A 22,900-nucleotide genomic window follows, 5' to 3' on the forward strand; every position below is an offset into this window, starting at 1 on the left:
TCGCATCAGGTACGACGGTCCAGCGCGATCACCACGATCGCCGGCAGGACCAGCAGCAACAGCACGACCAGCGCCAGACGCAGCGCCAGGTCGTCGACGAAACTCCAGATGCCGGCCAGCGCCGCCGCGGTGAGCAGCACGATGGCGGCCCGTTCCCCCCGGCTGTGCCGGCGCAGCCGCCCCGTCCGGCCACGCCGCAGCGCCGGCGTCAACCGGCGGGCCAGCGCCCGGCGGCGCGCCCGCCGGGCCTCCCGGCGGGCGCGAGCGGCCCGCTCGGCCGCCAACCGGGCCTCGCGGGCCTCCCGGCGGCGGGCCCGCTCCCTGCTCACCGCGCGCTCACAGCGCGGCGAGCCAGTTGCGCAACAAAACGGCCCCGGTGTCGGCCGACTTCTCCGGGTGGAACTGGGCCGCCGAGAGCGCGCCCCGCTCCACCCCGGCGACAAAATCGGCGCCGTGATGCGCCGTGGTGACGGTGGCGCCGGCCGCGGCCAGCCCGGCCGGGTCGGTCACCCCGTAGGAGTGCACGAAGTAGAACCGGGCGTCGGCCGGCAGGCCGGCGAAGAGCACCGAGCCCGCTGGGGCGTCGACGGTGTTCCAACCCATGTGCGGCAGCCGGGCGGCCGGCAGCTTCGTCACGCCACCCGGCAGCAGCCCGAGCCCCTTGGTCACCACGCCGTGCTCGTCGCCGTGCTCGAAGAGCACCTGCATGCCGACGCAGATGCCCAGGACCGGGCGGCCGGCGGCCACCCGCTCGGCGATGACCGGGCCGGCACCCAGCGTCTCGATCCCGGCCATACACGCGGCGAACGCGCCGACGCCCGGCACCACCAGGCCGTCCGCCCGGGCCGCCGCGGCCAGGTCGTCGGTCACGGTGACCTCCGCGCCGGCGCGCGCCAGGGCCCGCTCGGCCGAACGCAGGTTGCCCGAGCCGTAGTCGAGCACCACCACCCGCCGGCTCATCCGGTCACCCCGCTCCGCCCGCCGGCCGCCCCGGCGGTCCGGCCACCACGCCCGCTCATCAGCCCTCCCCGGGCAGCAGCCGGAGCAGCCCGCCGACCGTGGCCAGCACGGCCAGCAGGCCGGTGATCACCACGGCCGCCCGCGGCGCGCCCTGCCGGTACAGCGACCACGTGCCACCCACCAGCACCCCGGCCAGGATCAGCAGCAACGTGGTCAGCAGCGGCGCCATCAGCGCTCACCTCCGTCAGCGACCGCGGGGCTCCGCTGCGCTGCACTCCTCGCGCTCATCAGAGCGCGCCCTTCGTGCTGGGGATCGCGCCGGCGTTGCGCGGGTCGATCCCGGTCGCCTCGCGCAGCGCCCGGGAGACCGCCTTGAACTGCGCCTCGACCACGTGGTGGGCGTCCGGGTGGCCGCCCGGCCGGGCCGCCCGCAACACATCCACGTGCAGGGTGATCCGGGCCGCCTGGCCGAACGACTCCCAGATGTGCCGGGTCATGCTGGTCGGGTAGACCGGCCCGATGTACGGCGCGAGCACCGGCTCGTCGTGCAGCACGTACGGCCGGCCGGAGAGGTCGACCGCGGCCCGGACCAGCACCTCGTCCATCGGGACGGTGGCCGAGCCGTACCGCCGGATGCCGGCCTTGTCCCCCAGCGCCTGGTCGAACGCGGCGCCCAGGGCCAGCGCCGTGTCCTCCATCGTGTGGTGGGCGTCGATCTCCAGGTCGCCGAGGGTGTGCACGGTCAGGTCGAAGCCGCCGTGCCGGGCGATCTGGTGCAGCATGTGATCGTAGAAACCGACGCCGGTCTCGATGTCGGCCTTGCCGGTGCCGTCGAGGTCGATCTCGACGAGGACCTTGGTCTCCTTGGTGATCCGCTCCACCCGGGCGGTCCGGCTCATTGCTCGCCTTTCGGTCGCGACTGCGGGGCTCGCAAGCTCACTCCTCGCGCTCCCACTACAGCTCCTCCATTGCGGACAAGAAGGCATCGGTCTCGGCGGGGGTGCCGGCGGTGACCCGCAGCCAGCCGGGCAGGCCGACGTCGCGAACCAGCACACCGGCGTCGAGCAGGGTACGCCAGGCGGCAGCCTGGTCGCTGCCGACCTCGAAGAGGACGAAGTTGGCGTCGCTGTCGGCGACCCGGTGCCCGCGGGCGCGCAGCTCGGCCACGATCCGGTCCCGCTGCCGCATGATCGCGGTGACGGTGCCGAGCAGGGCTTCCCGGTGCGCCAGCGCCGCCCGCGCGGCGGCCTGGGTGAGCGCGGAGAGGTGGTACGGCAACCGGACCAGCTGCACCGCGGCCACCACCGCCGGGTCGGCGGCCAGGTAGCCCAGCCGGCCGCCGGCGAACCCGAACGCCTTGCTCATGGTGCGGGTGACCACCAGCCGCGGATGGCCGGGCAGCACGGCGAGCGCGCTGACCGTGCCCGGCCGGGCGAACTCGGCGTACGCCTCGTCCACGATCACCATGCCGGGCGCCTCGGCCAGCACGGCGGCGACCACCGTGGGGTCGAGCGCGGTGCCCGTCGGGTTGTTCGGCGAGCAGAGGAAGACCACGTCGGGCCGGTGCGCCCGGACCTGGGCCACCGCCTCGTCGGCGGTCAGCCCGAAGTCGGCGTCGCGGGCGGCCGGGATCCAGCCGGTGCCGGTGCCGAGCGCCAGCAGCGGATGCATCGAGTACGCCGGGGTGAAGCCGAGCGCGGTGCGGCCCGGCCCGCCGAACGCCTGGAGCAGCTGCTGCTGGATCTCGTTGGAGCCGTTGGCCGCCCAGACCTGGTCGACGGTGAGCCCGTGGCCGAGGTATTCCGCCAGGTCGGCGCGGAGCGCCACGGCGTCGCGGTCCGGGTAGCGGTTGAGGTCGCGCAGTTCGGCGGAGAGGGCCTTGCCGATCGCCTCCACCACCGGCTCCGGCACCGGGTAGGAGTTCTCGTTGGTGTTCAGCCGGACCGGCACGTCCAGCTGCGGCGCCCCGTACGGCGTCAGGCCCCGCAGGTCGTCCCGGATCGGCAGGTCGTCCAGGGCGGTCATGCCGCCACCTCGCTCCGGTCGAGGACGCCCGGCGGCGGGCCGGGCCGGCGGGTACGCCCGGTCACGAGCCGGCCCCCGGGAAGCGCGCGCTGACCGCCTGGCCGTGCGCCGGCAGGTCCTCGACCCCGGCCAGGGTGACCACGTGCGGGGCCACCTCACGCAGCGCCTCCTGGCTGTATTCCACCAGGTGGATGCCGCGCAGGAAGGACTGCACCGACAGCCCCGAGGAGTGTCGGGCGCAGCCGCCGGTGGGCAGCACGTGGTTGGAGCCGGCGCAGTAGTCACCGAGCGACACCGGCGACCACGCGCCCACGAAGATCGCCCCGGCGTTGCGGACCCGCAGCGCCCACTCGCGGGCGTCCACGGTCTGGATCTCCAGGTGCTCGGCCGCGTACGCGTCGACCACCCGCAGCCCCGCCTCGAGGTCGTCGACGAGGACCACGCCGCTCTGCTCGCCGCCCAGTGCGGTGCCGATCCGCTCGGCGTGCTTGGCGGCCGGCACCTGCCGGGCCAGCTCGACGTCGACCGCGTCGGCGAGCGCCACCGACGGGGTGACCAGCACGCTGGCGGCGAGCGGGTCGTGCTCGGCCTGGCTGATCAGGTCGGCGGCCACGTGCACCGGGTCGGCGGTGTCGTCGGCCAGGATGGCGATCTCGGTGGGGCCGGCCTCGGCGTCGATGCCGACCACGCCGCGCAGCAGCCGCTTGGCGGCGGTGACCCAGATGTTGCCCGGACCGGTGATCATGTCGACCGGCTCGCAGCGCTCCGCGCCGTCCGGGTCGACGTCGGCGCCGTACGCCAGCATGGCCACCGCCTGGGCGCCGCCGACGGCGTACACCTCGTCGACGCCGAGCAGCGCGCAGGCGGCGAGGACCCGCTGGTCGGGCAGCCCGCCGTTCTCCTTCTGCGGCGGGCTGACCACCACCAGCGAGCGCACCCCGGCCGCCTGGGCGGGGACCACGTTCATCACCACGGTCGACGGGTACATGGCCAGGCCGCCCGGGACGTAGAGACCGACCCGGTCGACCGGCACCCAGCGCTCGGTCACCGTGCCGCCCGGCACCACCTGGGTGGTGTGGTCGGTGCGCCGCTGGTCGGCGTGCACCCGGCGGGCCCGGGTGATCGACTCCAGTAGCGCGGCCCGGACCTGCGGATCGAGGCTGCCCTCGGCGGCGCGGATCGTCTCGGCCGGCACCCGCAGGCGCTCCGGGGAGACGCCGTCGAACCGTTCGCTCGCCTCGCGGATCGCCGGGTACCCATGCTCCCGGACCGCCTCCACGAGCGGGCGGATCCGCTCGACGGCCACGGAGACGTCGAGCTGGGCACGGGGCAGCAGGTGGCGCGGGTCACGGAACCCGCCGCGCAGGTCGATCCGGTTCAGCACCCTTGCGAGTCTAGGCGGCCCGCCGCCGGCGCCGCCCACGCCGCCCGCACGGCGGGACGGTGAGCCGGGACACGCCCGCGCGGCGCGTGCGGGATACCCTCGATCACGTGACCGCACGGCTGCCGGTGTTCCCGCTGGGGACGGTCCTGTTCCCCGGGTTGGTCCTCCCGCTGCACATCTTCGAGGAGCGCTACCGGGCGTTGGTGCGCCACCTGGTCGGCCTGCCGGAGGGGGCCACCCGGGAGTTCGGGGTGGTGGCCATCCGGGCCGGCTGGGAGGTCGCCCCGGCCGGGTCGCCGGACCGGCCGGCGCCCGACGGCGAGGTGACCCTGCACGAGGTAGGCTGCACCGCCGAGCTGCGGCAGGTCACCGAGCTGGCCGACGGCGGGTTCGACATCGTGACCGTGGGGCGGCGGCGGTTCCGGATCGCCGACGTGGACTCCGACGCCGCGCCCTACCTGACCGCCGCGGTGGAATGGCTGCCCGAGCCGGCCGGCCCGGACGAGGGCGCCGGCCTGCTGGCCGCCCGGGTGATCTCGGTGTTCCGGCAGTACCTCGGCCTGGTCCGGCCCGACCCGCAGGAGATCTCCGAGCAGCTGCCGGAGGACCCGACCGTGCTCTCGCACCTGGTCGCCGCGACCGCGGCGCTGACCGTCGACGACCGGCAGCGGCTGCTCGCCATCGACGACACCGCCGCCCGGCTCCGCGCCGAGCTGCGGCTGCTGCACCGGGAGACGGCGCTGCTGCGCCACGTGCGGGCGGTGCCGGTACCGCTCAGTGAGCTGGCCGGTCCTCCGGCCCCGAACTGATCCCGGGCCACCCCGCGGCCGGTTCCGGGCCGGGCGGCGGCCAGCCGGCCGCCGGCTCCGGGCCGGGAGGCGGCCAGGCGGCCGCCGGCTCCGGCCGCAGCGACGGCCACCGCGACCAGCCGGCCAGCAGGGTGTACATCACGGCCGCGCCGAACGCGGCCAGCAGCAGGTCGCCGTGCGGCACGGGCAGCAGCCCGAGATACCAGTCCACGCCGCCGGCGCGCAGGTCGGCGGGCTTGGTGAAGTCCGTCCCGTCCGGCGCGCCGGCCAGCAGCCGCTGGTAGGTGCCGAGCCCGATCCGGCGGCCGACCTGCCAGGCCAGCACGGCCGCGCCGAGCCCGCCCAGCACCCCGGCGAACAGGCCGACCGGGCCGCGCCGGCGGCGCAGCAGGATCCAGAGCCCGATCGCGACGAGCACCCCGAAGCCGAGGCCGAGCAGGCTGAACCAGCCGTCGGCGGCGATCGGCTGCTCGGGCTGGCTGGTGGCGTAGACCGCGCCCTCGGCGGTCTTGCGTACCGGGGTGTCCGGCGCGACGGCCGCCCAGAGCAGCCCCAGCGGCGCGCCGAGCACGCTCACCAGCAGCGCGGCCACGACGGTGGTGGCGACCGCCCGCAGCCGGCCGGTCCGGCGCGCGGCGGTCGGCGCCCCGGGCACCAGGCCGGCGACCCCGGGATGGCCGGCGAGCGGGTCGGCCCCGGGCGCGGTCACCGGGGTGCCGGCGGCCACCGGCAGTCCGGCCGGCCAGCCGGGCAGCTCGGCCGACGCGGACCCGGGCCGCTCGGCCGCCGGGCCGTGCCCCGGCGACAGCTCGGGCCGCTCGCCGGCACCGGGCGCAGCGGCACGGTCGGTCTGGCCCGACGCGCCGACACGGTCAGCGGCGCCGACCTCGCCGGCACGGTCAGCGGCACCCGGCGCAGCGGCACCCGGCGCAGCGGGTCCCGGCGCGGCGGCACGGTCAGTCACGCCCGGCGCGCCGACACGGTCAGCGGTGCCCGGCAAGGCACGGTCGACGGCGTCGGCCCCGCCGGCACGGTCAGTCTCGCCCGGCGGGGCGGCACGGTCAGCGGCACCGGGTCCGCCGGTACGGTCGGCGGCCCGCTCGGGATCAGGGGTGTCCGGACTCACCCGGTGATCCTCTCAGGCGAGCGCCCGCCTCGGGGCCGCGGTGGCGGCGTCGGCGCGGACGGTGGCGTCCCGGGCTGGGCGCGGCGCGAGTTGCGGCAGGTCGTGGCTTCGGGCGGGACGGATACCCCGATCTGCCGCAAGCGGAGTCGATCACGCCAGCCCCGCCGGCAGGGGGACGGCGGGGCGGCAGGGCGGCGGGCGGCGGGGCGGCCACAGCGGGCGGCCACAGCGGTCAGCGGGGTCAGCGGCCACAGCGGGTCAGCGGGTCAGCGGGTCAGCGGGTCAGCGGGTGAAGGGTTCCAGCATCACGGCGGCCGCCTTCAGCCACGCCTCCCGGGTCTCCGCCTGGAGTTGGTGGTACTCGATCGAGGAGCCGGTCTCCAACGCCGGGTCGTACGGCACCACGGCGACTGCCCGGGTCCGGGTGGCGAAGTGCCGCTCCAGGTCGTCCTGGAGCGGGCTGCGCCCCGGCGTCGGGCAGGAGATCAGGGTGACCGCGTTGTCGGCCAGCTCGCCCATGCCCACCTCGTGCAGCAGGTCGAGCATCCAGTCCGCGCTGAACGCGGCGTCCTCGCGCGGCACGGTGGTCACCACGAGCTGGTCGGCGGCCTGCATGACGGTGCGCCAGTTGGCGCTCTCCACGTTGTTGCCGGTGTCCACGCAGACCACCTCGTGGGTACGCCGCAGCAACTCCAGCACCCGCTTGACGGTGAACTGGTCGAGCCGCTGGGCGAAGCGCGGGCTCTCCTCGCCGGCGAGCACGTCGTAGGAGCCGTCGGAGGCGTGCCGCAGGTAGTCGTCGAGGTGGGACAGCAGCGTGTTGCCCTCGAGGATCTCGATCTGGGCGAGATCCTGGACCAGGTGCCGGATGGTGCGGGCGTGCCGGGCGCTGCCGGCGCGCAGCCCGAGGGTGCCGCGCAGCTCGTTGTCGTCCCAGGCGAGCACGCCCCGCCCGCGCACGCTGCCGACGGTGGCCGCGCCGAGCACGGTGGCCGTGGTCTTGTGCACGCCGCCCTTGGGGTTGGCGAAGGCGAGCACCCGGGGGGCGCCCAGCTCGCGGCGGAGCACGCCGGTCGCCCGCTCCAGCTCGGCGTCCGGTTCGGGGGCGCGCCACTCGACCCGGGCCGCGGCAGGGTAGCCCGGGGCGGGGGCGGCCGGCTCCGGATAGGACGGTTCGACCGGCCGGTAGCGGCCGCGCTCCAGCAGCGCGTACCGGGACTCGACCGGGGGCGGCGGCTCGGGCCGGTAGCCGCCGTCGTCGAGCAGCGAGTAGCGGGACTCGACCGGGGCGGTGGCCCGACCGCGCGGTTCCGGCGGCGCCGGCTCGGCCCGGTACGCCGGCTCGGCCCGCCAGGTCGGCTCGGGGCGGTGGTCGGGCTCCGGGCGGTAGGCCGGCTCGGCCCGGTAGGCCGGTTCCCCGGCGTACCCGGGTTCGACCCGGTAGGCCGGCTCGACCCGGTAGCTGGCCTCGACCCGGTACGCCGGCTCGGCGTCGTACGGCAGCTCGCCGGGCGGGGCGGCCGACGCCCGGCCGGTCCAGCCGCTGCCGGCGGGGCGCCGGGGCAGCGGGGCGGCGGGTGGGCGTGCCGGGGCCTCGTCGGGGTGCCGCTCGGCGTCGCTGTGCTCCGCGCCGCGGCCGCCGAGCCGGGCCCGGTCCAACAGCGCCCGCCACCGCGGTGCCGGCTCAGTTTGCCGACCCCAGCCGGTCTCGCTGCCGTCCAAGGCTCCGTCCTCCCCCAGCCCATCGATCTACGCCTGACAGGCTACGAACGAAACCCTATTCGGACCACACCCCTATCCGCACATCCCCCGGGGGGTCTGCGCACCGCCGGCCCGGGTGGCCGGCCCCGAGCAGGCATGTCTCAGGAGGTGGGAGCCGGATTCGGCCGCTCGCGGCCGGTCGACGCCGCGCCGGGGGTGCGTGAGAATCCGCTCACCGTCGGTGCGGCTTCCGACGAATCGCCCACCTCCGGGGCGGCCAGCCCGGTGTCGACCGGGGGCCGGGCCACGTCCCGCTGCTCGGGCAGCGGCGGGGTGAACACCGCGCGGTCCAGCCGGGTCACCTCGGGCGCCGGGTCGACCGCCCGTACGCCGGGCCGGCCGGTGAGGGCCCGCAGCGCGTCCGGGGCGGCCCGCACCACGGCCGCGTACACGCAGGCGCAGCCGGCCCGGTAGGCGGCCGCCTCGCGGGCCGCGACCGCGGCGCCGGTCGCGTACACCCGGCCCGCCTCGGGATCGGCGGAGGCCGCCGGGGCGGCGGCGCGGGCCCGGTAGTCGGCGGCCTCCCGGTCCTTGCGGGTGGCCACCTCGGCCATCCCGGCGACCACGTCGTCGGGCAGCCGCAGGGCGGCGATCCGGACGATCTCGGTCTGCCGGCCGACCAGCGGCACCCGGGCCAGCACCGCGGCGACCGGGGTGTCGCCGAGCGCGGCGGCCGCCCGGGCGGGTGTCAGGTACGTACCGAACGAGACCAGGGCGTAGTCGCCCGGTCCGGGGGTGGCCGGGGCGGCGAGCCCGGTCAGCTCGGCCGCCGCGGCCCGCAGATAGTCCGGGACCGAGCCGCCGTCGGCCACGCCGACCCGGGTCACCTCGCCCACGGTGCGGTCGCCGGTCGGCGCGTCCCGCCGCTGCGCGACCGCGACCAGCAGCACGGCGAACGCGCAGGCCAGCGCGATCCAGGTGAGCGCGGCGGGGCGCCGGGGCGGGCGCGCCGGCGGCTCGGGGGGCAGCGGGTTGCGGGTCATCGGCCGGGCCGGTCAGTCGCGCAGGATCTCCAGCGCCCGGGCCAGGTCGTCCGGGTACTCGCTGACGAAGGTGACCTCCTCGCCGGTGCGCGGGTGCACGAAGCTCAGCGAGCGGGCGTGCAGCCACTGCCGGGCCAGCCCGAGCCGGGCCGAGAGGGTCGGGTCGGCGCCGTAGGTCAGGTCGCCCACGCAGGGGTGCCGCAGCGTGGAGAAGTGCACCCGGATCTGGTGGGTCCGGCCGGTCTCCAGCCGTACGTCGAGCAGGCTGGCCGACGGGAAGGCCTCGATGGTGTCGTAGTGGGTGATGCTCGGCTTGCCGCCGGAGACCACCGCCCAGCGGTAGTCGTGGTGCGGGTGCCGGTCGATCGGCGCGTCGATGGTGCCGCGCAGCGGGTCCGGGTGGCCCTGCACCACGGCGTGGTAGCGCTTCTCCACCTCGCGGTACTTGAAGGCGCGCTTCAACGCGGTGTACGCCTGCTCGCTCTTGGCCACCGCCATGATCCCGGTGGTGCCCACGTCGAGCCGGTGCACCACGCCCTGCCGTTCGGCGGCCCCGCTGGTGGAGATCCGGTGGCCGATCCCGGCCAGCCCGCCGATCACCGTGGGGCCGGTCCAGCCGGGGCTGGGGTGGGCGGCCACCCCGACCGGCTTGTCCACCACCACGATGTCGTCGTCGGCGTAGACCACGGTCAGCCCCGGCACGGCCTGCGGCACCACGGTCGGCGGGGCGGCCGGCGCGGGCAGCGTCACCTCCAGCCAGGAGCCCGCCTTGACCTTGTGCGAGTTGGGCCGGGCGACCCCGTCGACCAGCGCGTCCCCGGCGTCGATCAGGCCGGCCGCGGCGGTGCGGGAGAGCCCGAAGAGCCGGGACACGGCCTGGTCCAGGCGCAGCCCGTCGAGACCGTCGGGCACGGGCAGGGAGCGGTGGTCGCCGCCGGCGGCGAAGGCGGCGGTCACGCGGCCTCCCGCCGGTCGGCCGGGGTCTCGCCGGCCGGCTGCTCGGCGGCGGCCCGGGAGCCGTCCCGCTGCCGGCCGGTCAGCTCCAGGAAGATCGCCAGCAGCACGCCGCAGACCAGCGAGCTGTCGGCCAGGTTGAACACCGGCCAGACCTGCCCGTACGGGTCGAAGAGGCTGACCATGTCGACCACGTGGCCGACGAAGTGGCCGGGCGCGCGGAAGATCCGGTCGGTCAGGTTGCCCAGGGCGCCGCCGAGCACCAGCCCGAGCGAGACGGCCCACGGCAGCGACCGCAGGCGCAGCGCCATCCAGGCGATCCAGCCGACCACACCGATGGTGATCAGCGGGAACACCCAGGTGTGGTCGGAGCCGATGCTCCACGCCGCACCGCTGTTGCGGGTCAGGGTGAGATAGACCGCGCCGCCGAGCAGGGACAGCGGACCCCGGCCGCTGAGCGTGCTGAGGGCGAGCTGCTTGGTGGCCAGGTCGGCGAGGAGCGCGACCACGGCGACGCCGAGAAGGATCCCGACCGCCTTACGGCGGGGGGTACGGCCATCCGATTGCACGGTGCCGGTTCCGGCGGGTGGTGCTGCGGTCATCTGCTCCCCATCGACGCTCTCCGACGGTGGGCCTCACCGTCTGCCGTACGGCCGCCGGGGAGCGGACGTCAGCGCCGCTCCTCCAGCTGCTTGCAGGTCACGCAGAGGGTGGCCGACGGGAACGCGGCGAGCCGCTCCACCGGGATCGGGTTGCCGCACCGCTCGCACCAGCCGTACCCGCCCTCGTCGAGCCGCTCGAGGGCGCGCTCGACCTGCGTGATCCGCTCCTTGATGCTGTTCGCGAGAGAGATCTCCTGCTCCCGCTCGAACGTCTTGGTGCCGGTGTCGGCCTGGTCGTCCCCGGCCGAGTCGGTCAGCCGATCGCGCTGCAGCTCGGTGATCTCGCTCAGCGTCTGATCGTACTCGGCATTCAGCTCGTCCCGCCGTGCCGCCAGGGCGGCCCGGATCTTCTCGGTCTCCGCCGCGCTGCGGGTGGCCTTCGCCACCGGCTTTCGGCCGGCGGTCTTGGTGTCGGCTGGCTTCGCCATCGTCAGCTCCCTCGGCCGCTTGCCGCGGCGGTCGGCGGTGCCCGGGCAGGGGTCACCTGCCGGGGCGGTCCCCATGTACGGAACGGGCGCACGGCATGGACGGCCGTGCACTCCGGAGGGTGGCAAGAATACGGAACGTACAGGCGTCCGACAACGTGCCGCACCGTCGCACCGTTTTTCAGCCCCGAACAGCCACCAATTGGGGCAAAAGGAACGCTAGCAGATCAGGCGTCCTGATCCTCGCCGTACTCGCCAAACCAGCGGGCCAACCGGCCCCGGCGGCTCACCGCGCGCAACCGCCGCTCCGCCTCGTCGCGCACCTCGGCGGTGGCCACGATGAGCAGGCTGTCCCCCACCTTCAGCCGGGTGTCGAGGCCGGGCACGAAGCCGGTGCCGTCGCGCAGCACCAGGGTCACCGAGGCGCCCACCGGCAGCCGCAGCTCGTCCACGTGCACACCGCCCAGCCGGGAGCCCGGCGGCACCTCGACCTGGAGCAGGTCGGCGCGCATCCGCTCCAGCGGCGCGGTGTCGACCCGGATCTCGGCGGCCTCGGCGGGCGCGGTCACCCGGAGCCGGCGGGCCGCCGGGGCGAGCGTCCCGGCCTGCAGCAGCGTGAAGATCACCACCAGCACGAAGACCGCGTCGAAGAGCCGGTCCGCGCCCGGCACCCGCAACGAGAGCGGGATGGTGGCCAGCACGATCGGCACCGCCCCGCGCAGCCCCGCCCAGGAGAGGAAGAGCTGCTCGCGCAGCCCGAACCGGAACGGCAGCGCGGAGACCATGACCGACAGCGGGCGGGCCAGCAGCAGCAGGGCCAGCCCGGTCACCACGGCCGGCAGCAGGGCGGCGTCCAGCCGGCTCGGCGACACCAGCAGGCCCAGCAGCACGAAGAGCCCGATCTGGGCCAACCAGGCCAGCCCGTCGGCGAAGCCGAGGATGGCCTGCCGGTGCGGGAGCCGGGCGTTGCCGAGCAGCACCCCGGCGACGTAGACGGCGAGGAAGCCGGAGGCGTGCAGCACCGAGCCGGCCGCGTACGCCAGCACCGTGAAGCCGACCACCGCGATCGGGTAGAGCCCGGCCGAGGGCAGCGCGGCGCGGCGCAGCGCGTACCGGCCGGTGATGCCGGCGGCCACCCCGACGGCTGCCCCGACGCCAAGCTCGTAGCTGACCAGGGCGACCTCGTACCACCACGGGTGGGCGGTGACGTCCCGGGACAGCAGCAGCACCAGGATCACCACCGGGGCGTCGTTGATGCCCGACTCGGCCTCCAGGGTGGCCACCAGCCGCGGTGGCAGCCGCAGCCGGCGCAGGGTGGCGAAGACCGCCGCCGCGTCGGTGGAGGAGAGCACCGCGCCGTAGAGCAGCGCCAGCCGCCAGTCGAGGCCGAGCAGCAGGTGCACCACCACCCCGACCACCACGATGCTGACCACCACGCCGGCGGTGGAGAGCGCGGCCGCCATGCCGAGCACCGGGCGCAGCGTGCTCCACCGGGCGCTCAACCCGCCCTCGGCGATGATCACGATCAGCGCGCAGAAGCCGAGCACCCGGGTCAGTTCGACGTCGTCGAAGCGGATGCCCAGCCCGCCTTCGCCGATGGCCACCCCGAGCGCCAGGTAGACCAGGAGACTCGGCACGCCGAGCCGGGTGGAGAAGCGCACCGCGCCCACGGCGACGAGCAGCACGGCCGCGCCGACCAGCAGCGCGACGTCGAGCCCGGCCGTCATCGGTTACCGGCCCGCGCGGGCCTCACTCGGCCGATCCGTCGCGCAGCCGGCGCAGCGCCTCGGGCGCCCCGGGGGCCGCCGGCTCGACCAGGAAGAGTTTGTCGCGGCTGGCCGCGCCGGCGCGCAGCGAGACCGCCGCCGGCCGGACGCCCAGGGCGGCGGCCAGCGCCCGGCGGGCCGCCTCGGTGGCCCGCCCGTCCACCGCGGGCGCGTGCACGGCGATCACCAGGGCCGGCCCGTGTGGACCGTCGAAGCGGCCACCGACCCGGGCCCGGGAGGCGCCGGGCTTCACCCGGACGGCGACGGTGAGCGGCTCCCCGGTCACCAGGACCGGTCCCGCGGCGGGTCGGGCAGCAGCGCGGTGGCCGGCGCGCAGTCGGCACACGGGGTGAAGCCCAGCTGCACCGCCTCGCCGACCGGCAACGGCTCGTCGTCGCGGCCGATCAGGTGCGGGCAGTCGGGCAGGTGGAACCGCGGGTGGCCGTCGACCACCTGGACGTCGGCGAAGACCTCGGCCAGGCGTGCGGCCTGTGCCGGCGACAGCGGCTGCGCGGGTGGCTCGCCGTCGAACCCGCCCCCGGCGGCCGGCGAGGTGGGCGCCGGGGCGTCCGACGCCAGGCCGGCGTCGTCGAGGGCCGACTCACGCGGGGAGTACGCCGGCTCCGGCGCCTCGGGTGGTTGCCGCCACCCCGACGTGCCGGTGCCGACCGTCGACGGCGTGTGCTGGACCGGGATCTCCGGCTCCCCCGGCGGGGGGCCGTACCCGGAGTCGCCGGGACCGGTGCGTTCGTGCGGCCGGCCGGTCGTGGCCCGGGTGGCGGCCGCCTGGCGGGCACCCGCGACGAGGGCCACAGCGGCCAGCACGCTGGCCGCGATGGAGGTGATCAGCAGCGGACTGGAGCCACCGGCCAGCCCGGCCACCAGGAGCACGACCGCCACGACGATGAGCAGGATGCTGGCGACTATCACGGCCCACCCCTCGCCGCCTCGTGTCGGTCTGCGCCGTGCCGGCGGCCGCCCGGGGGCGGCCGCCGACGGGCGGGATCAGCGGCCGGACTCGAGCGAGCCGGCGCGACCGCCGCCGCCGTAGGAGCCGGCGAGGCCGGCGGCGGCGAGGCCGTTGCTGCCACCGGCGGCACGGTTGCCCTCGCGGTTCATCTCGACCTCGAGGCCCTGGCCGCGACCGTCGAGGTCACGCAGCTGGCTCTCCAGGTACGCCTTGAGCCGGGTGCGGTACTCGCGCTCGAACTGCTTGAGCTCCTCGATGTGCTTCTGCAGCGCGGTGCGCTTGGCGTCCAGGCCGCCCATCGCCTCCTGGTGCCGCTGGCGGGCGTCCCGCTCGAGGGCGTCGGCCTTGGCGCGCGCCTCCCGGGTGACCTCCTCGGCCTTGGAACGGGCCTCGGAGAGGAGCTGGTCGGCCTCGCGGCGGGCGTCGGACACGTGGTCGTCGGCGGTGCGCTGGGCCATCATGAGCACCCGCAGCGCCTGCTGCTCGCCGTCGGCGCCGGCGGCCGGAACGCCCTGGGTGCGGACCTGCTCCAGCTCGGCCTGCATCGCGCGGGCCGCCTGCTCGGCGGCCGCCTTGTCGCGCTGCACCCGGTCGAGCTGGGCCTTGACGTCGTTGAGCTCCGCCGCGAGCCGGGCGTCGCCGCCGGGGCCGGCGGGCGCGCCACCCCGACCGCCGCGCTCCACCTGGGCGCGCAGCTCGTTGTTCTCCTCGATGAGACGGGCGAGCTCGCGCTCGACCTCGTCCAGGAAAGCGTCGACCTCCTCCTCGTCATAGCCCCGCTTGCCGATCGGCGGCTTTTTGAAGGCGACGTTGTGGACGTCGGCCGGGGTCAGCGGCATCGAAACTCCTCGGGTCAGTTGCGGCCGCGAAAGCAGCCTGATCAGGCAAACGCCTGGATCAGCTGCCCTAACACGAACTCCATCAGCACGAACAGGATAACCAGGAGCACAAGAGAGGCCAGGTCGATGCTCACGCTACCAATTCGTAGTGGTGGAATCACACGCCTCAACGCGCGCAGGGGCGGATCAGTGACGCTCCACACGAGTTCCAATCCGGCCGATGCTCCGCGTCCGGGTTGCCAGCGCCGACCGTAGGCCAGGACGGCGCTGAGGACAAATCGGGCCAACAGCACAAGCAGGAACAGGTAGAGGACCAGGTAGAGCACCTGGAACAGGATCGACAACACGGCAGGCGACGCCCCTCGGTCGTGCGGGCTAGCTCAGGCTGAAAAAGCCGCCCTCAGCGATCTTGGCCTTGTCCTCCGCGGTGACCTGGACATTGGCCGGTGAGAGCAGGAACACCCGGTTGGTCACGCGCTCGATCGTACCGCGCAGCCCGAACGCGAGCCCGGCGGCGAAGTCCACCAGCCGGCGCGCGTCCGCCTCGTCCATCTCGGTGAGGTTGATGATCACCGGCACACCGTCCCGGAAGTGCTCACCGATGGTGCGCGCCTCCCGGTAGGTGGTCGGGTGCAGCGTGGTGATCTGGTAGCGCTGCTCGTCCTCCGGCGCGGCGACCCGCTCCCGCGGCTGCACCTGCGGTGCCAGGGCCAGGTTGTCCCGGGTGTGGTAGGTCAGCGCGCCGGACGACTCCCCACCACCCGATCGGGTGATCGACCGCACGCTGGAGCGCTCGGTCCGCTCCGGACGGTCGTGGTCGGCCCGCTCGGTGTCGACGGCGCGGCTCGAGGCGCGCTCGCTCAGCCGGCCCCGGTCACCCGCGCGGCCGCGGGTCGCCGGCGGCTCCTCGGACTCCTCGTCCTCGTCGTCGGCGAACTCCTCCGCGTACCGGCTGGACCGGTAGCGCGACTCGCGGTAGCCGCCCTTGTCGTAGGCAGCGTCGTCGTACGCCCGCTCGTCATCCTCCTCGACGAGTCCGAGCCATACCCCCGCCTTGCGCAGTGCACCCATCCCCGCGCCCTTCCGTCCGCCGTGCGGCACGCGCCCCCGTGCCGTGTCGCTTTGATCACGAGTGGACAACGCAATGCCCACCGGACCGGATCGGCAATCCCCTGACGGGCGGTTTCGCGGTCCGCCCGCCACGGCCCCCGGCTACGGGAAACGCCGTCCTGAACAACACTGATGTAATTTGCTTCTTTCGCGGTCAGGCTACCGCAGCGTGGGGCGCATTCCGAGCAACGCGCTGCCGACGCGGACATGTGTTGCGCCGTACCCGATCGCGCTTTCCAGATCCCCACTCATCCCGGCCGACAACACGGTCGCGCCCGGATGCCGGGCCCGGAACCGCTCCGCCACCTCGGCCAGCCGGGCGAAGGCCCGCTCCGGCTCCCAGCCCAACGGCGCCACCGCCATCAGGCCGGCCAGCCGCAGCCCGGCCGAGCCCGCCACCGCCTCAGCCACCGGATCCAGCCCGCGGTCCGGATCCCCGGCGCCGGGCAGTGCCCCGCCCCGCGCCGGGTCGCCGTCGATGCTCACCTGCACCAGCACGTCCAGCGGCCGGTCCCGGACGGCCGCCGCGGCGGCGTCCAGGGCGGCGGCCAGCCGGACGCTGTCCACCGACTGGACCACGTCGGCGTACCGGACCACCGAGCGGGCCTTGTTGCGCTGCAACTGCCCGATGAAGTGCCAGCGCGGCGTGGCCCCGGCCGCCGCCACCTCGGCCGCCTTCGCAGCGGCCTCCTGGTCCCGGTTCTCCCCCACGTCGGTCACCCCGAGCCCGCTGAGCGCCACCACGTCGCCGGCCGGATACGTCTTGGTCACCGCGATCAGGGTGACCTCGCCCCGGTCCCGGCCGGCGGCCGCGCAGGCGTCCGCGATCCTGGCCCGGACCTGAGCCAGCCCGGCCGCGAGCTCGGCGCGCCGGTCCGGTCGCACCGCGCCTGGTGTGTCGGTCATCGGCGCCGCTCAGGAACCGTTCTTGAGGAAGTCGGGCACGTCGACGTCGTCGAAGAGCACCCGCCGCGGCGACTGCTGCGGCGCCGGCACGGTGGTCGGCGGGCTGACCGGGGTGCTGGGCTGGGCCGGCTGGTTCTGGTTGGTCTTGCGGGCCGGCTCCACCGCCTTGTACGCGGGCGCGCCCCCGTCGAAACCGGCGGCGATCACGGTGACCCGCACCTCGTCGCCGAGCGCGTCGTCGATGACCGCGCCGAAGATGATGTTGGCGTCCGGGTGGGCCGCGTCGGTGACCAGCTGCGCGGCGTCGTTGATCTCGAACAGGCCCAGGTCGGAGCCGCCGGCGATGGAGAGCAGCACGCCGCGCGCGCCGTCCATGCTCTGCTCCAGCAGCGGGCTGGAGATGGCCGCCTGGGCCGCCTCCACCGCCCGGTTCTCGCCGCGGGCGCTGCCGATGCCCATGAGCGCGCTGCCCGCGCCGCTCATCACGCTCTTGACGTCGGCGAAGTCCAGGTTGATCAGACCCGGGGTGGTGATCAGGTCGGTGATGCCCTGGACACCGGAGAGGAGCACCTGGTCGGCGGTCCGGAAGGCGTCCATCATGGAGATGTTGCGGTCACCGAGGGCGAGCAGCCGGTCGTTGGGGATCACGATGAGCGTGTCGCACTGGTTGCGCAGCTCCTCGATGCCGGCCTCGGCCTGCACCTGGCGCCGCTTGCCCTCGAACGAGAACGGCCGGGTGACCACGCCGATGGTGAGCGCGCCGAGCTTACGGGCGATGTTCGCCACCACCGGCGCGCCGCCGGTGCCGGTGCCGCCGCCCTCGCCGCAGGTCACGAAGACCATGTCGGCGCCCTTGAGCACCTCCTCGATCTCGTCGCGGTGGTCCTCGGCGGCGTTCTTGCCGACGTCCGGGTTCGCGCCCGCGCCCAGCCCTCGGGTCAGCTCCCGGCCGACGTCGAGCTTGACGTCGGCGTCGCTCATCAGCAGCGCCTGCGCGTCGGTGTTGATCGCGATGAACTCGACGCCCTTGAGCCCAACCTCGATCATCCGGTTGACGGCGTTGACGCCGCCGCCCCCGATGCCGACGACCTTGATGACCGCCAGGTAGTTGTGCGGAGGTGTCATCTCCGGTCCTTTCCCTTCGAGATTGGCATGGGCCGACCCCACACGGCTTGGCCGGACCAGCGGCGGAGCACTTCCCTGCGGGTCCTGAAACCCTCACCCTCTACTAGAGGCTTAGAGTTATGTCAACCACTGATCTCTTCGGGGCAACGTATGCGCCACCGCCCGATGAGCCAAGGACCCTTCCGGCGTGTCGCCGGCCGGAGCGGGCCGGCTCACGTTCCGGACCGCCGGCTCACTGGTAGGTGACCACGTCCGGCGCGCTGACGTCGATCGTGTCGACCTTCCGACCGAGCAGGGCGGTGGCCACAGTGGACTTGTCCGCGCCCCGGGTCGCGTCGCCCCAGAACACCGTCCGGTCACCGCGCAGCCGCAGGGTGATCCGGGCCAGCCCGGCCACGTCCACCGAGACCAGCTCGGCGCGCAGCCGCGGGCTGAGCGCGGCGAGCACCGCCAGCCCGGCCCGGGTGCCCGGGTCGTCCGGCGCCGGCGCGCCGACCCGGATCTCCGGCAGCCCGGCGGGGGCCCGGGGCAGATCCTGGAAGACCACCCCGGTGCGGTCCAGCACGACGAACCGCTCACCCTTCGGCACCACCGCCACCGGGGTCCGCTCCACCACCCGGATGACCAGCGTCCCCGGCCAGTCCCGCCGCACCGTGACCCGCTCCACCGGGGCGAGGGCCCGGACCCGGCGGGCGGTCGCGGACAGGTCCACCCGGGCCAGCGGCGCGGCGTCGGGCACCGCCGCGGCGTCGCGTACCTCGACCGGGGTGACCAGGTGCGCGCCGACCACCCGCACCTCGCGGACCCCGAACAGGCCGGTGCCGAGGACGGTCCAGGCGACCAGCCCGGCCAGCGCGAGCACACCCGCGGCCACCGCCCAGGGCAGCGCCGCCCGCATCCGGCGGCGCCGGGCCCGGGCCATGAACCGCCGGGTCGACGGGGGTACGGCGTCCGCGCCGGCCCGGACCAGCTGCCACTGCCGGACCGGGTTGCGCCGGCCGCCCCCGCCCTCCTGGCCGGGGGTCCGGCCGCGGGCCGGGCCGGGGCTCATCCGGCCGTGGCGGCCGCGCCGTCCGGGTCGACGCCGGTGCCGAGCGCCGCGCCTCCCGCGGCGCCGGTGCGGGCCAGCAGGGCGTCGAGGAGCTGGTCGCCCATCAGCGAGATCGGCGGCGCGCCCATGGTGACCACCACGTCGCCGGTACGGGCCCGGCGGGCCACCTCGGCCGGCACGTCGTCCCACGCCTCGACGAAGACCTTCCGGTCGGCCGGCAGCGGCACCGCCTCGATCAGCGCGGCAGCGCCCTCCCCCGGCTGGCGCAGCTCGCCGGGGCCGAAGACCTCCAGCAGTACCAGCTCGTCGGCGATGGCCAGGGCCGCGGCGATCTCCGCCTGGAGGTCCCGGGTGCGGTAGAGCCGGTACGGCTGGAAGACCACGATCAGCCGGCCCTCGCCGGCCACCTCGCGCAGCGTCTGCAGCGCCAGGGTCATCGAGGTCGGGTGGTACGCGTACTCGTCGTAGACCAGCACGCCGTCGGCGACGCCCTTGCGCTCGAAGCGCCGGCGCACCCCGGGGAACGCGCCGAGCGCCGCCTCGGCCGCCTCGACCGGCAGCCCGAGCAGGTACGCGGTGAGCACCGCCGAGGCGCTGTTCAGTCCCATGTGCCGGCCGGGCACCGGCAGCCGGATCTCGCCCAGCGACCGACCCTCGATCTCGGCCAGGAAGCGCACCCCGCGGGCGGAGGAGGCCATCGCGCTCAGCCGCAGGTCGGCGTCGGGCGCCTCGCCGTACGTCCAGACCCGGCGCCCCTCGGCCCGCAGCGTCTCGGCCAGCCGCCGGCCGCCCGGGTCGTCGGCGCAGGTGACGATGAACCCCTCCGGGTCGGTCAGCCGGGCGAACTCGGCGAAGGTCGCCTCCAGGTTGGCCAGGTCGCCGTAGGTGTTGAGGTGGTCCGCCTCGATGTTGGTGATGACCGAGACGTACGGGCGGTAGATGAGGAAGGAACGGTCGCTCTCGTCGGCCTCGACCACGAAGTACTCGCCGGTGCCGTGGTGCGCGCCCGAGCCGACCTCGGAGATCTCGCCGCCGATCACGAAGGACGGGTCGGTGCCGGCCTGCTGGAGCACCATGGTGACCATCGAGGTGGTGGTGGTCTTGCCGTGCGTGCCGGCGACCGCCACGGTCCGCCGGCCGGTCATCGCGGCGGCGAGCGCCTCGGAGCGGTGCAGCACCCGCAGCCCGCGCCGGCGCGCCTCGACCAGCTCCAGGTGGTCCTGCGGGATCGCCGAGGAGTAGACCACGGTGTCCACCCCGTCGAGGTTCGACGCCTCGTGGCTGGAGTGGATGGTCCCGCCGAGCGCCCGCAGGCCGGCCAGGGACGGCCACTCCCGCAGCTCGCTGCCGGAGACCGGCAGGCCCCGGGTGAGGAAGAGCCGGGCCAGGCCGCTCATGCCGACCCCGCCCACCCCGATCAGGTGGATCCGGCCCAGGTCCTCCGCGGTCATCGTGCCGGCGGGGGTGAACTGCGCGGTGTTCATCAGCGGTACCTTCCCGTCGCGGCGCCCGGCGTCATCGGGCCACCGCCTGGTAGACGAAGTTCAGCAGGGCGACGTCGCCGTCGCGCCGGCCGTACCCGGCCGCGGCGGCGCCCATCGCGGCGAGCCGCCGCGGGTCCCGGATCAGCGGGATGACCGTGCGCTCCAACCAGTCCGGGGTCACCTCGGCGTCGTCGACGAGCAACCCGCCGCCGGCCTCCACCACGGGCAGCGCGTTGCGCTTCTGCTCCTGGTTGCTGTGCGGGTAGGGCACGTAGATGGTGGGCAGCCCGATGGCCGCCACCTCGGCGCAGGTCATCGCGCCGCCCCGGCCCAGCATCAGGTCGGCGGCCGCGTAGCCCAGCTCCATCTCGGACAGGTAGGGCAGGGTCACGTACGGCACCGGCAGGTCGGTGGGGACGGAGACCGGCTCGTTGCGGGCGCCGATGACGTGCAGCACCTGCACGCCGTTGCGGGCCAGTTCCTTGGCCGCCCCGGCCACCGCCAGGTTGATCGAGCGGGCGCCCTGCGAGCCGCCGGCGACGAAGAGCACCGGCAGGTCGGGCCGGAGGCCGAAGTGGGCCCGGGCGGCGTCCCGCATGGCGGCCCGGTCCAGCCCGGCGATGCCCCGGCGCAGCGGCACCCCGACCACCTGGGCGTCGCGCAGCGACTCGGCCTGCGCCGGCTGGTGCGGGAAGCCCACCGCGACGTGCTTGGTGAACTTCATCCCGAGCCGGTTGGCCACCCCCGGCGGCACGTTCACCTCGTGGATGACGATCGGCAGCTCGCGCCGCCACGCGGCCAGGTAGCCGGGCACCGAGACGTACCCGCCGAAGCCGACCACGACGTCGGCCTGCACCTCGTCGATCACCTTGCCCGCCGCGCGGGCCGCCTTCCACATCCGGTCCGGGGTGCGGACCAGGCTCATGTTGACCGACCGGGGCAGCTGGTAGGCGGGGATCTGGCGCAGCTCGTAGCCGGCCGGCGGGATCAGCTCGTTCTCCAGGCCCTTCGGGGTGCCCAGGCAGGTGATCCGCACGCTGGGGTCGTGTCGGCGCAGGCAGTCGGCGAAGGCCAGCAGCGGGTAGATGTGCCCACCCGTACCACCTCCGCAGAGCACCACCGAACGCAGCGGACCCATCAGCGTCTCCTCTCGCTCGCCGTGCCGGCGCGGGCCCGGCCCGGCCGGGCGCCGCGGACCGCGGCCTGGTCGTCGGACCGCCGCGTCCGGGACCGGGGTACGGACCCACGGTCCGGCGGTGGCGACGCCGGGCGGCGACGCCGGCCGGGTAGCGGCGGCAACGGGGCCCACACTAGTCGGACCCAGCGCGCCGGGGGACGGGCATGCAGGGCTCGGGCCGCGTCCGGCTCGGCGCGGGCGAAGGAGGCGAGCATGCCGACCGCGGCCAGGGTCACCACCAGGGCGCTGCCGCCGTCGGAGATGAACGGCAGCGGCACGCCGGTCAGCGGCAGCAGCCCGGTCACCCCGCCGATGTTGATCACGGCCTGGCCGACCAGCCAGGCGGTCACCCCGGCGGCGGCGAGCCGGCGGAACGGGTCCTCCACCCGCCGGGCGATCCGCAGCCCGGTGTACGCCAGCACGGCGAAGAGCACCAGCACCACGGCGCAGCCGACCACGCCCAACTCCTCGGCGATGATCGCGAAGATGAAGTCGTTGTGCGCCTCGGGCAGCCAGCCGAACTTGAAGCTGCTCTTGCCCAGCCCGACCCCGAACCAGCCGCCGTGCTCGACCGCGTACCGGGCCTGGACGAGCTGGTAGCAGCCCTCGAGCTGCTCCTCGAAGCAGGTCTTCGGGTCGGGCGGGTCGAGGAAGGAGGTGAGCCGGGTGAGCCGGTAGTTGGTGTCGTCGCGCGCGCCGGACCCGGCGCCGAGGGAGGCGGCGGCGACCAGCAGGCCGACGCCGGCCAGGCCGACCGCGGTGAGGGTGGCGAACACCCGCATCCGCACCCCGGCCGCCCAGAGCATCCCGACCACCAGCGCCAGCAGGCAGAGCATGCTGCCCAGGTCGTTGTAGCCGACCAGCACGAAGAGCAGGCCGACCACCGGGAACAGCGGGGTGGCCAGCTCCTTCCACCAGCCGAGCGCGGCGCCCTTGCGGGCCAGCACGTGCGCGCCCCAGAGCACCAGCGCGAACTTGGCCACCTCGACCGGCTGCACCGAGATCGGCCCGAGGTAGAGCCAGAGCAACTGGGCCTTGAGCGGGCCGATCGACTTCACCCGGAACAGCGACTCCAGCGCGACCAGCAGGTTGAGCACCAGCAGCAGCACCACGGCCACGCCCAGGAAGGGGCGGCTCACCGCCCGGAAGGTCCGGGCCGGCAGCCGCTGGCAGGCCCAGAACGCCACGATGCCGATCACCGCGAAGATCGTCTGCTTGACCAGCGAGGCGGACGCGTCGCCCTGGTCGGCGTAGTCCTTCACGCTGGTCGCCGAGAAGACCATGGTGAGGCCGATCAGCAGCAGCAGGCCGGCGCTGGAGAGCAGCAGGTAGTAGGAGGCCAGCGGCCGGGCCAGCAGACCCTGCAGCGCGGCCAGCCCGCCG

25 protein-coding genes are annotated in these 22,900 nt (G+C 75.1%); 1 reads left to right on the forward strand and 24 read right to left on the reverse strand.

Annotated elements, in window-relative coordinates; genetic code table 11:
* Positions 1-5 precede the first annotated feature (5 nt).
* The 6 genes from ACIBPB_RS08970 to hisD form a co-directional block, all read right to left on the reverse strand.
* Entirely contained in the window at positions 6-329 is a 324-nt protein-coding gene (locus ACIBPB_RS08970; protein ID WP_396839016.1) for a hypothetical protein, read from the reverse strand.
* Positions 330-336: 7 nt separating this feature from the next.
* A complete protein-coding gene (gene hisH / locus ACIBPB_RS08975) occupies positions 337-960 on the reverse strand; it encodes an imidazole glycerol phosphate synthase subunit HisH (RefSeq protein WP_396839017.1) in 624 nt (207 codons plus the stop codon).
* 58 nt (positions 961-1,018) lie between these two features.
* On the reverse strand, positions 1,019-1,189 hold the full coding sequence (locus ACIBPB_RS08980) for a hypothetical protein (RefSeq protein WP_396839018.1): 171 nt from the start codon (positions 1,187-1,189) through the stop codon (positions 1,019-1,021).
* Between the two features lie 58 nt (positions 1,190-1,247).
* Positions 1,248-1,859: an imidazoleglycerol-phosphate dehydratase HisB gene (gene hisB / locus ACIBPB_RS08985; protein WP_046569734.1), complete on the reverse strand. Its 612-nt coding sequence runs from the start codon at positions 1,857-1,859 to the stop codon at positions 1,248-1,250.
* 55 nt (positions 1,860-1,914) lie between these two features.
* The gene (locus tag ACIBPB_RS08990; protein ID WP_396839019.1) at positions 1,915-2,985 is read right to left on the reverse strand and encodes a histidinol-phosphate transaminase; all 1,071 of its coding nucleotides are present in this window, start codon (positions 2,983-2,985) and stop codon (positions 1,915-1,917) included.
* A gap of 61 nt (positions 2,986-3,046) precedes the next feature.
* Positions 3,047-4,369 (reverse strand): histidinol dehydrogenase, encoded by a 1,323-nt coding sequence (gene hisD / locus ACIBPB_RS08995; RefSeq protein WP_396839020.1) that lies wholly within the window; start codon positions 4,367-4,369, stop codon positions 3,047-3,049.
* A 107-nt stretch (positions 4,370-4,476) separates the two neighbouring features.
* On the opposite strand from hisD, the gene ACIBPB_RS09000 reads away from it, so the two are divergent.
* Positions 4,477-5,178: an LON peptidase substrate-binding domain-containing protein gene (locus tag ACIBPB_RS09000; protein ID WP_396839021.1), complete on the forward strand. Its 702-nt coding sequence runs from the start codon at positions 4,477-4,479 to the stop codon at positions 5,176-5,178.
* On the opposite strand, the gene ACIBPB_RS09005 is transcribed toward ACIBPB_RS09000, so the two are convergent.
* The 18 genes from ACIBPB_RS09005 to ACIBPB_RS09090 all read right to left on the reverse strand — a co-directional run bounded on the left by ACIBPB_RS09005 (position 5,144) and on the right by ACIBPB_RS09090 (position 22,893).
* Complete coding sequence (locus ACIBPB_RS09005; protein WP_396839479.1) at positions 5,144-5,986, reverse strand: DUF2567 domain-containing protein; 843 nt, start codon at positions 5,984-5,986, stop codon at positions 5,144-5,146. The two genes, ACIBPB_RS09000 and ACIBPB_RS09005, sit on opposite strands and share 35 nt — an antisense overlap.
* A 600-nt stretch (positions 5,987-6,586) precedes the next feature.
* Positions 6,587-8,026: an ATPase gene (locus tag ACIBPB_RS09010; RefSeq protein ID WP_396839022.1), complete on the reverse strand. Its 1,440-nt coding sequence runs from the start codon at positions 8,024-8,026 to the stop codon at positions 6,587-6,589.
* A 140-nt stretch (positions 8,027-8,166) separates the two neighbouring features.
* Positions 8,167-9,048: a hypothetical protein gene (locus ACIBPB_RS09015; RefSeq protein ID WP_396839023.1), complete on the reverse strand. Its 882-nt coding sequence runs from the start codon at positions 9,046-9,048 to the stop codon at positions 8,167-8,169.
* 12 nt (positions 9,049-9,060) lie between these two features.
* A complete protein-coding gene (locus ACIBPB_RS09020) occupies positions 9,061-10,005 on the reverse strand; it encodes an RluA family pseudouridine synthase (protein WP_396839025.1) in 945 nt (314 codons plus the stop codon).
* Positions 10,002-10,604: a signal peptidase II gene (gene lspA / locus ACIBPB_RS09025; protein WP_396839026.1), complete on the reverse strand. Its 603-nt coding sequence runs from the start codon at positions 10,602-10,604 to the stop codon at positions 10,002-10,004. Before lspA ends, ACIBPB_RS09020 begins: the two co-directional genes overlap by 4 nt.
* A 68-nt stretch (positions 10,605-10,672) precedes the next feature.
* Positions 10,673-11,092, reverse strand: coding sequence for a TraR/DksA C4-type zinc finger protein (locus ACIBPB_RS09030; protein ID WP_046569752.1), 420 nt, complete (start codon positions 11,090-11,092; stop codon positions 10,673-10,675).
* Between the two features lie 224 nt (positions 11,093-11,316).
* Positions 11,317-12,816: a potassium/proton antiporter gene (locus tag ACIBPB_RS09035; protein ID WP_396839027.1), complete on the reverse strand. Its 1,500-nt coding sequence runs from the start codon at positions 12,814-12,816 to the stop codon at positions 11,317-11,319.
* 22 nt (positions 12,817-12,838) lie between these two features.
* The gene (locus tag ACIBPB_RS09040) at positions 12,839-13,141 is read right to left on the reverse strand and encodes a DUF167 domain-containing protein (protein WP_396839028.1); all 303 of its coding nucleotides are present in this window, start codon (positions 13,139-13,141) and stop codon (positions 12,839-12,841) included.
* Complete coding sequence (locus tag ACIBPB_RS09045; protein ID WP_396839029.1) at positions 13,138-13,785, reverse strand: hypothetical protein; 648 nt, start codon at positions 13,783-13,785, stop codon at positions 13,138-13,140. The genes ACIBPB_RS09040 and ACIBPB_RS09045 overlap by 4 nt, the downstream gene beginning before the upstream one ends.
* A gap of 75 nt (positions 13,786-13,860) precedes the next feature.
* Positions 13,861-14,664 carry a DivIVA domain-containing protein gene (locus tag ACIBPB_RS09050; RefSeq protein WP_396839030.1) on the reverse strand — a complete coding sequence of 268 codons (804 nt, stop codon included), beginning with the start codon at positions 14,662-14,664 and terminating at the stop codon, positions 13,861-13,863.
* A 41-nt stretch (positions 14,665-14,705) separates the two neighbouring features.
* A complete protein-coding gene (locus ACIBPB_RS09055) occupies positions 14,706-15,011 on the reverse strand; it encodes a YggT family protein (RefSeq protein ID WP_046569758.1) in 306 nt (101 codons plus the stop codon).
* A 28-nt stretch (positions 15,012-15,039) separates the two neighbouring features.
* Positions 15,040-15,735: a cell division protein SepF gene (locus ACIBPB_RS09060; protein ID WP_357316048.1), complete on the reverse strand. Its 696-nt coding sequence runs from the start codon at positions 15,733-15,735 to the stop codon at positions 15,040-15,042.
* Between the two features lie 198 nt (positions 15,736-15,933).
* Complete coding sequence (locus ACIBPB_RS09065; protein WP_396839031.1) at positions 15,934-16,680, reverse strand: YggS family pyridoxal phosphate-dependent enzyme; 747 nt, start codon at positions 16,678-16,680, stop codon at positions 15,934-15,936.
* A 9-nt stretch (positions 16,681-16,689) separates the two neighbouring features.
* Positions 16,690-17,805 carry a cell division protein FtsZ gene (ftsZ, locus tag ACIBPB_RS09070; RefSeq protein WP_396839032.1) on the reverse strand — a complete coding sequence of 372 codons (1,116 nt, stop codon included), beginning with the start codon at positions 17,803-17,805 and terminating at the stop codon, positions 16,690-16,692.
* Between the two features lie 232 nt (positions 17,806-18,037).
* The gene (locus ACIBPB_RS09075) at positions 18,038-18,856 is read right to left on the reverse strand and encodes a cell division protein FtsQ/DivIB (RefSeq protein ID WP_396839033.1); all 819 of its coding nucleotides are present in this window, start codon (positions 18,854-18,856) and stop codon (positions 18,038-18,040) included.
* Positions 18,853-20,340 (reverse strand): UDP-N-acetylmuramate--L-alanine ligase, encoded by a 1,488-nt coding sequence (gene murC, locus ACIBPB_RS09080; RefSeq protein ID WP_396839034.1) that lies wholly within the window; start codon positions 20,338-20,340, stop codon positions 18,853-18,855. Before murC ends, ACIBPB_RS09075 begins: the two co-directional genes overlap by 4 nt.
* Positions 20,341-20,371: 31 nt before the next feature.
* Positions 20,372-21,478 carry an undecaprenyldiphospho-muramoylpentapeptide beta-N-acetylglucosaminyltransferase gene (murG, locus tag ACIBPB_RS09085; RefSeq protein ID WP_396839035.1) on the reverse strand — a complete coding sequence of 369 codons (1,107 nt, stop codon included), beginning with the start codon at positions 21,476-21,478 and terminating at the stop codon, positions 20,372-20,374.
* Complete coding sequence (locus ACIBPB_RS09090) at positions 21,478-22,893, reverse strand: FtsW/RodA/SpoVE family cell cycle protein (protein ID WP_396839480.1); 1,416 nt, start codon at positions 22,891-22,893, stop codon at positions 21,478-21,480. Before ACIBPB_RS09090 ends, murG begins: the two co-directional genes overlap by 1 nt.
* Between the last annotated feature and the right edge of the window lie 7 nt (positions 22,894-22,900).

Origin of the sequence: Micromonospora sp. NPDC049836, assembly GCF_044465125.1 — a bacterium.
GTDB lineage: Bacteria > Actinomycetota > Actinomycetes > Mycobacteriales > Micromonosporaceae > Micromonospora.

What these genes read in the sequence shown, in the direction of transcription:
- hisH (WP_396839017.1), bottom strand. Translation starts at nt 960, where the DNA reads ATGAGCCGGCGGGTGGTGGTGCTCGACTACGGCTCGGGCAACCTGCGT.
- ACIBPB_RS08980 (WP_396839018.1), bottom strand. Translation starts at nt 1,189, where the DNA reads ATGGCGCCGCTGCTGACCACGTTGCTGCTGATCCTGGCCGGGGTGCTG.
- hisB (WP_046569734.1), bottom strand. Translation starts at nt 1,859, where the DNA reads ATGAGCCGGACCGCCCGGGTGGAGCGGATCACCAAGGAGACCAAGGTC.
- ACIBPB_RS08990 (WP_396839019.1), bottom strand. Translation starts at nt 2,985, where the DNA reads ATGACCGCCCTGGACGACCTGCCGATCCGGGACGACCTGCGGGGCCTG.
- ACIBPB_RS09015 (WP_396839023.1), bottom strand. Translation starts at nt 9,048, where the DNA reads ATGACCCGCAACCCGCTGCCCCCCGAGCCGCCGGCGCGCCCGCCCCGG.
- lspA (WP_396839026.1), bottom strand. Translation starts at nt 10,604, where the DNA reads ATGACCGCAGCACCACCCGCCGGAACCGGCACCGTGCAATCGGATGGC.
- ACIBPB_RS09030 (WP_046569752.1), bottom strand. Translation starts at nt 11,092, where the DNA reads ATGGCGAAGCCAGCCGACACCAAGACCGCCGGCCGAAAGCCGGTGGCG.
- ACIBPB_RS09035 (WP_396839027.1), bottom strand. Translation starts at nt 12,816, where the DNA reads ATGACGGCCGGGCTCGACGTCGCGCTGCTGGTCGGCGCGGCCGTGCTG.
- ACIBPB_RS09050 (WP_396839030.1), bottom strand. Translation starts at nt 14,664, where the DNA reads ATGCCGCTGACCCCGGCCGACGTCCACAACGTCGCCTTCAAAAAGCCG.
- ACIBPB_RS09060 (WP_357316048.1), bottom strand. Translation starts at nt 15,735, where the DNA reads ATGGGTGCACTGCGCAAGGCGGGGGTATGGCTCGGACTCGTCGAGGAG.
- ACIBPB_RS09065 (WP_396839031.1), bottom strand. Translation starts at nt 16,680, where the DNA reads ATGACCGACACACCAGGCGCGGTGCGACCGGACCGGCGCGCCGAGCTC.
- ftsZ (WP_396839032.1), bottom strand. Translation starts at nt 17,805, where the DNA reads ATGACACCTCCGCACAACTACCTGGCGGTCATCAAGGTCGTCGGCATC.
- ACIBPB_RS09075 (WP_396839033.1), bottom strand. Translation starts at nt 18,856, where the DNA reads ATGAGCCCCGGCCCGGCCCGCGGCCGGACCCCCGGCCAGGAGGGCGGG.
- murC (WP_396839034.1), bottom strand. Translation starts at nt 20,340, where the DNA reads ATGAACACCGCGCAGTTCACCCCCGCCGGCACGATGACCGCGGAGGAC.
- murG (WP_396839035.1), bottom strand. Translation starts at nt 21,478, where the DNA reads ATGGGTCCGCTGCGTTCGGTGGTGCTCTGCGGAGGTGGTACGGGTGGG.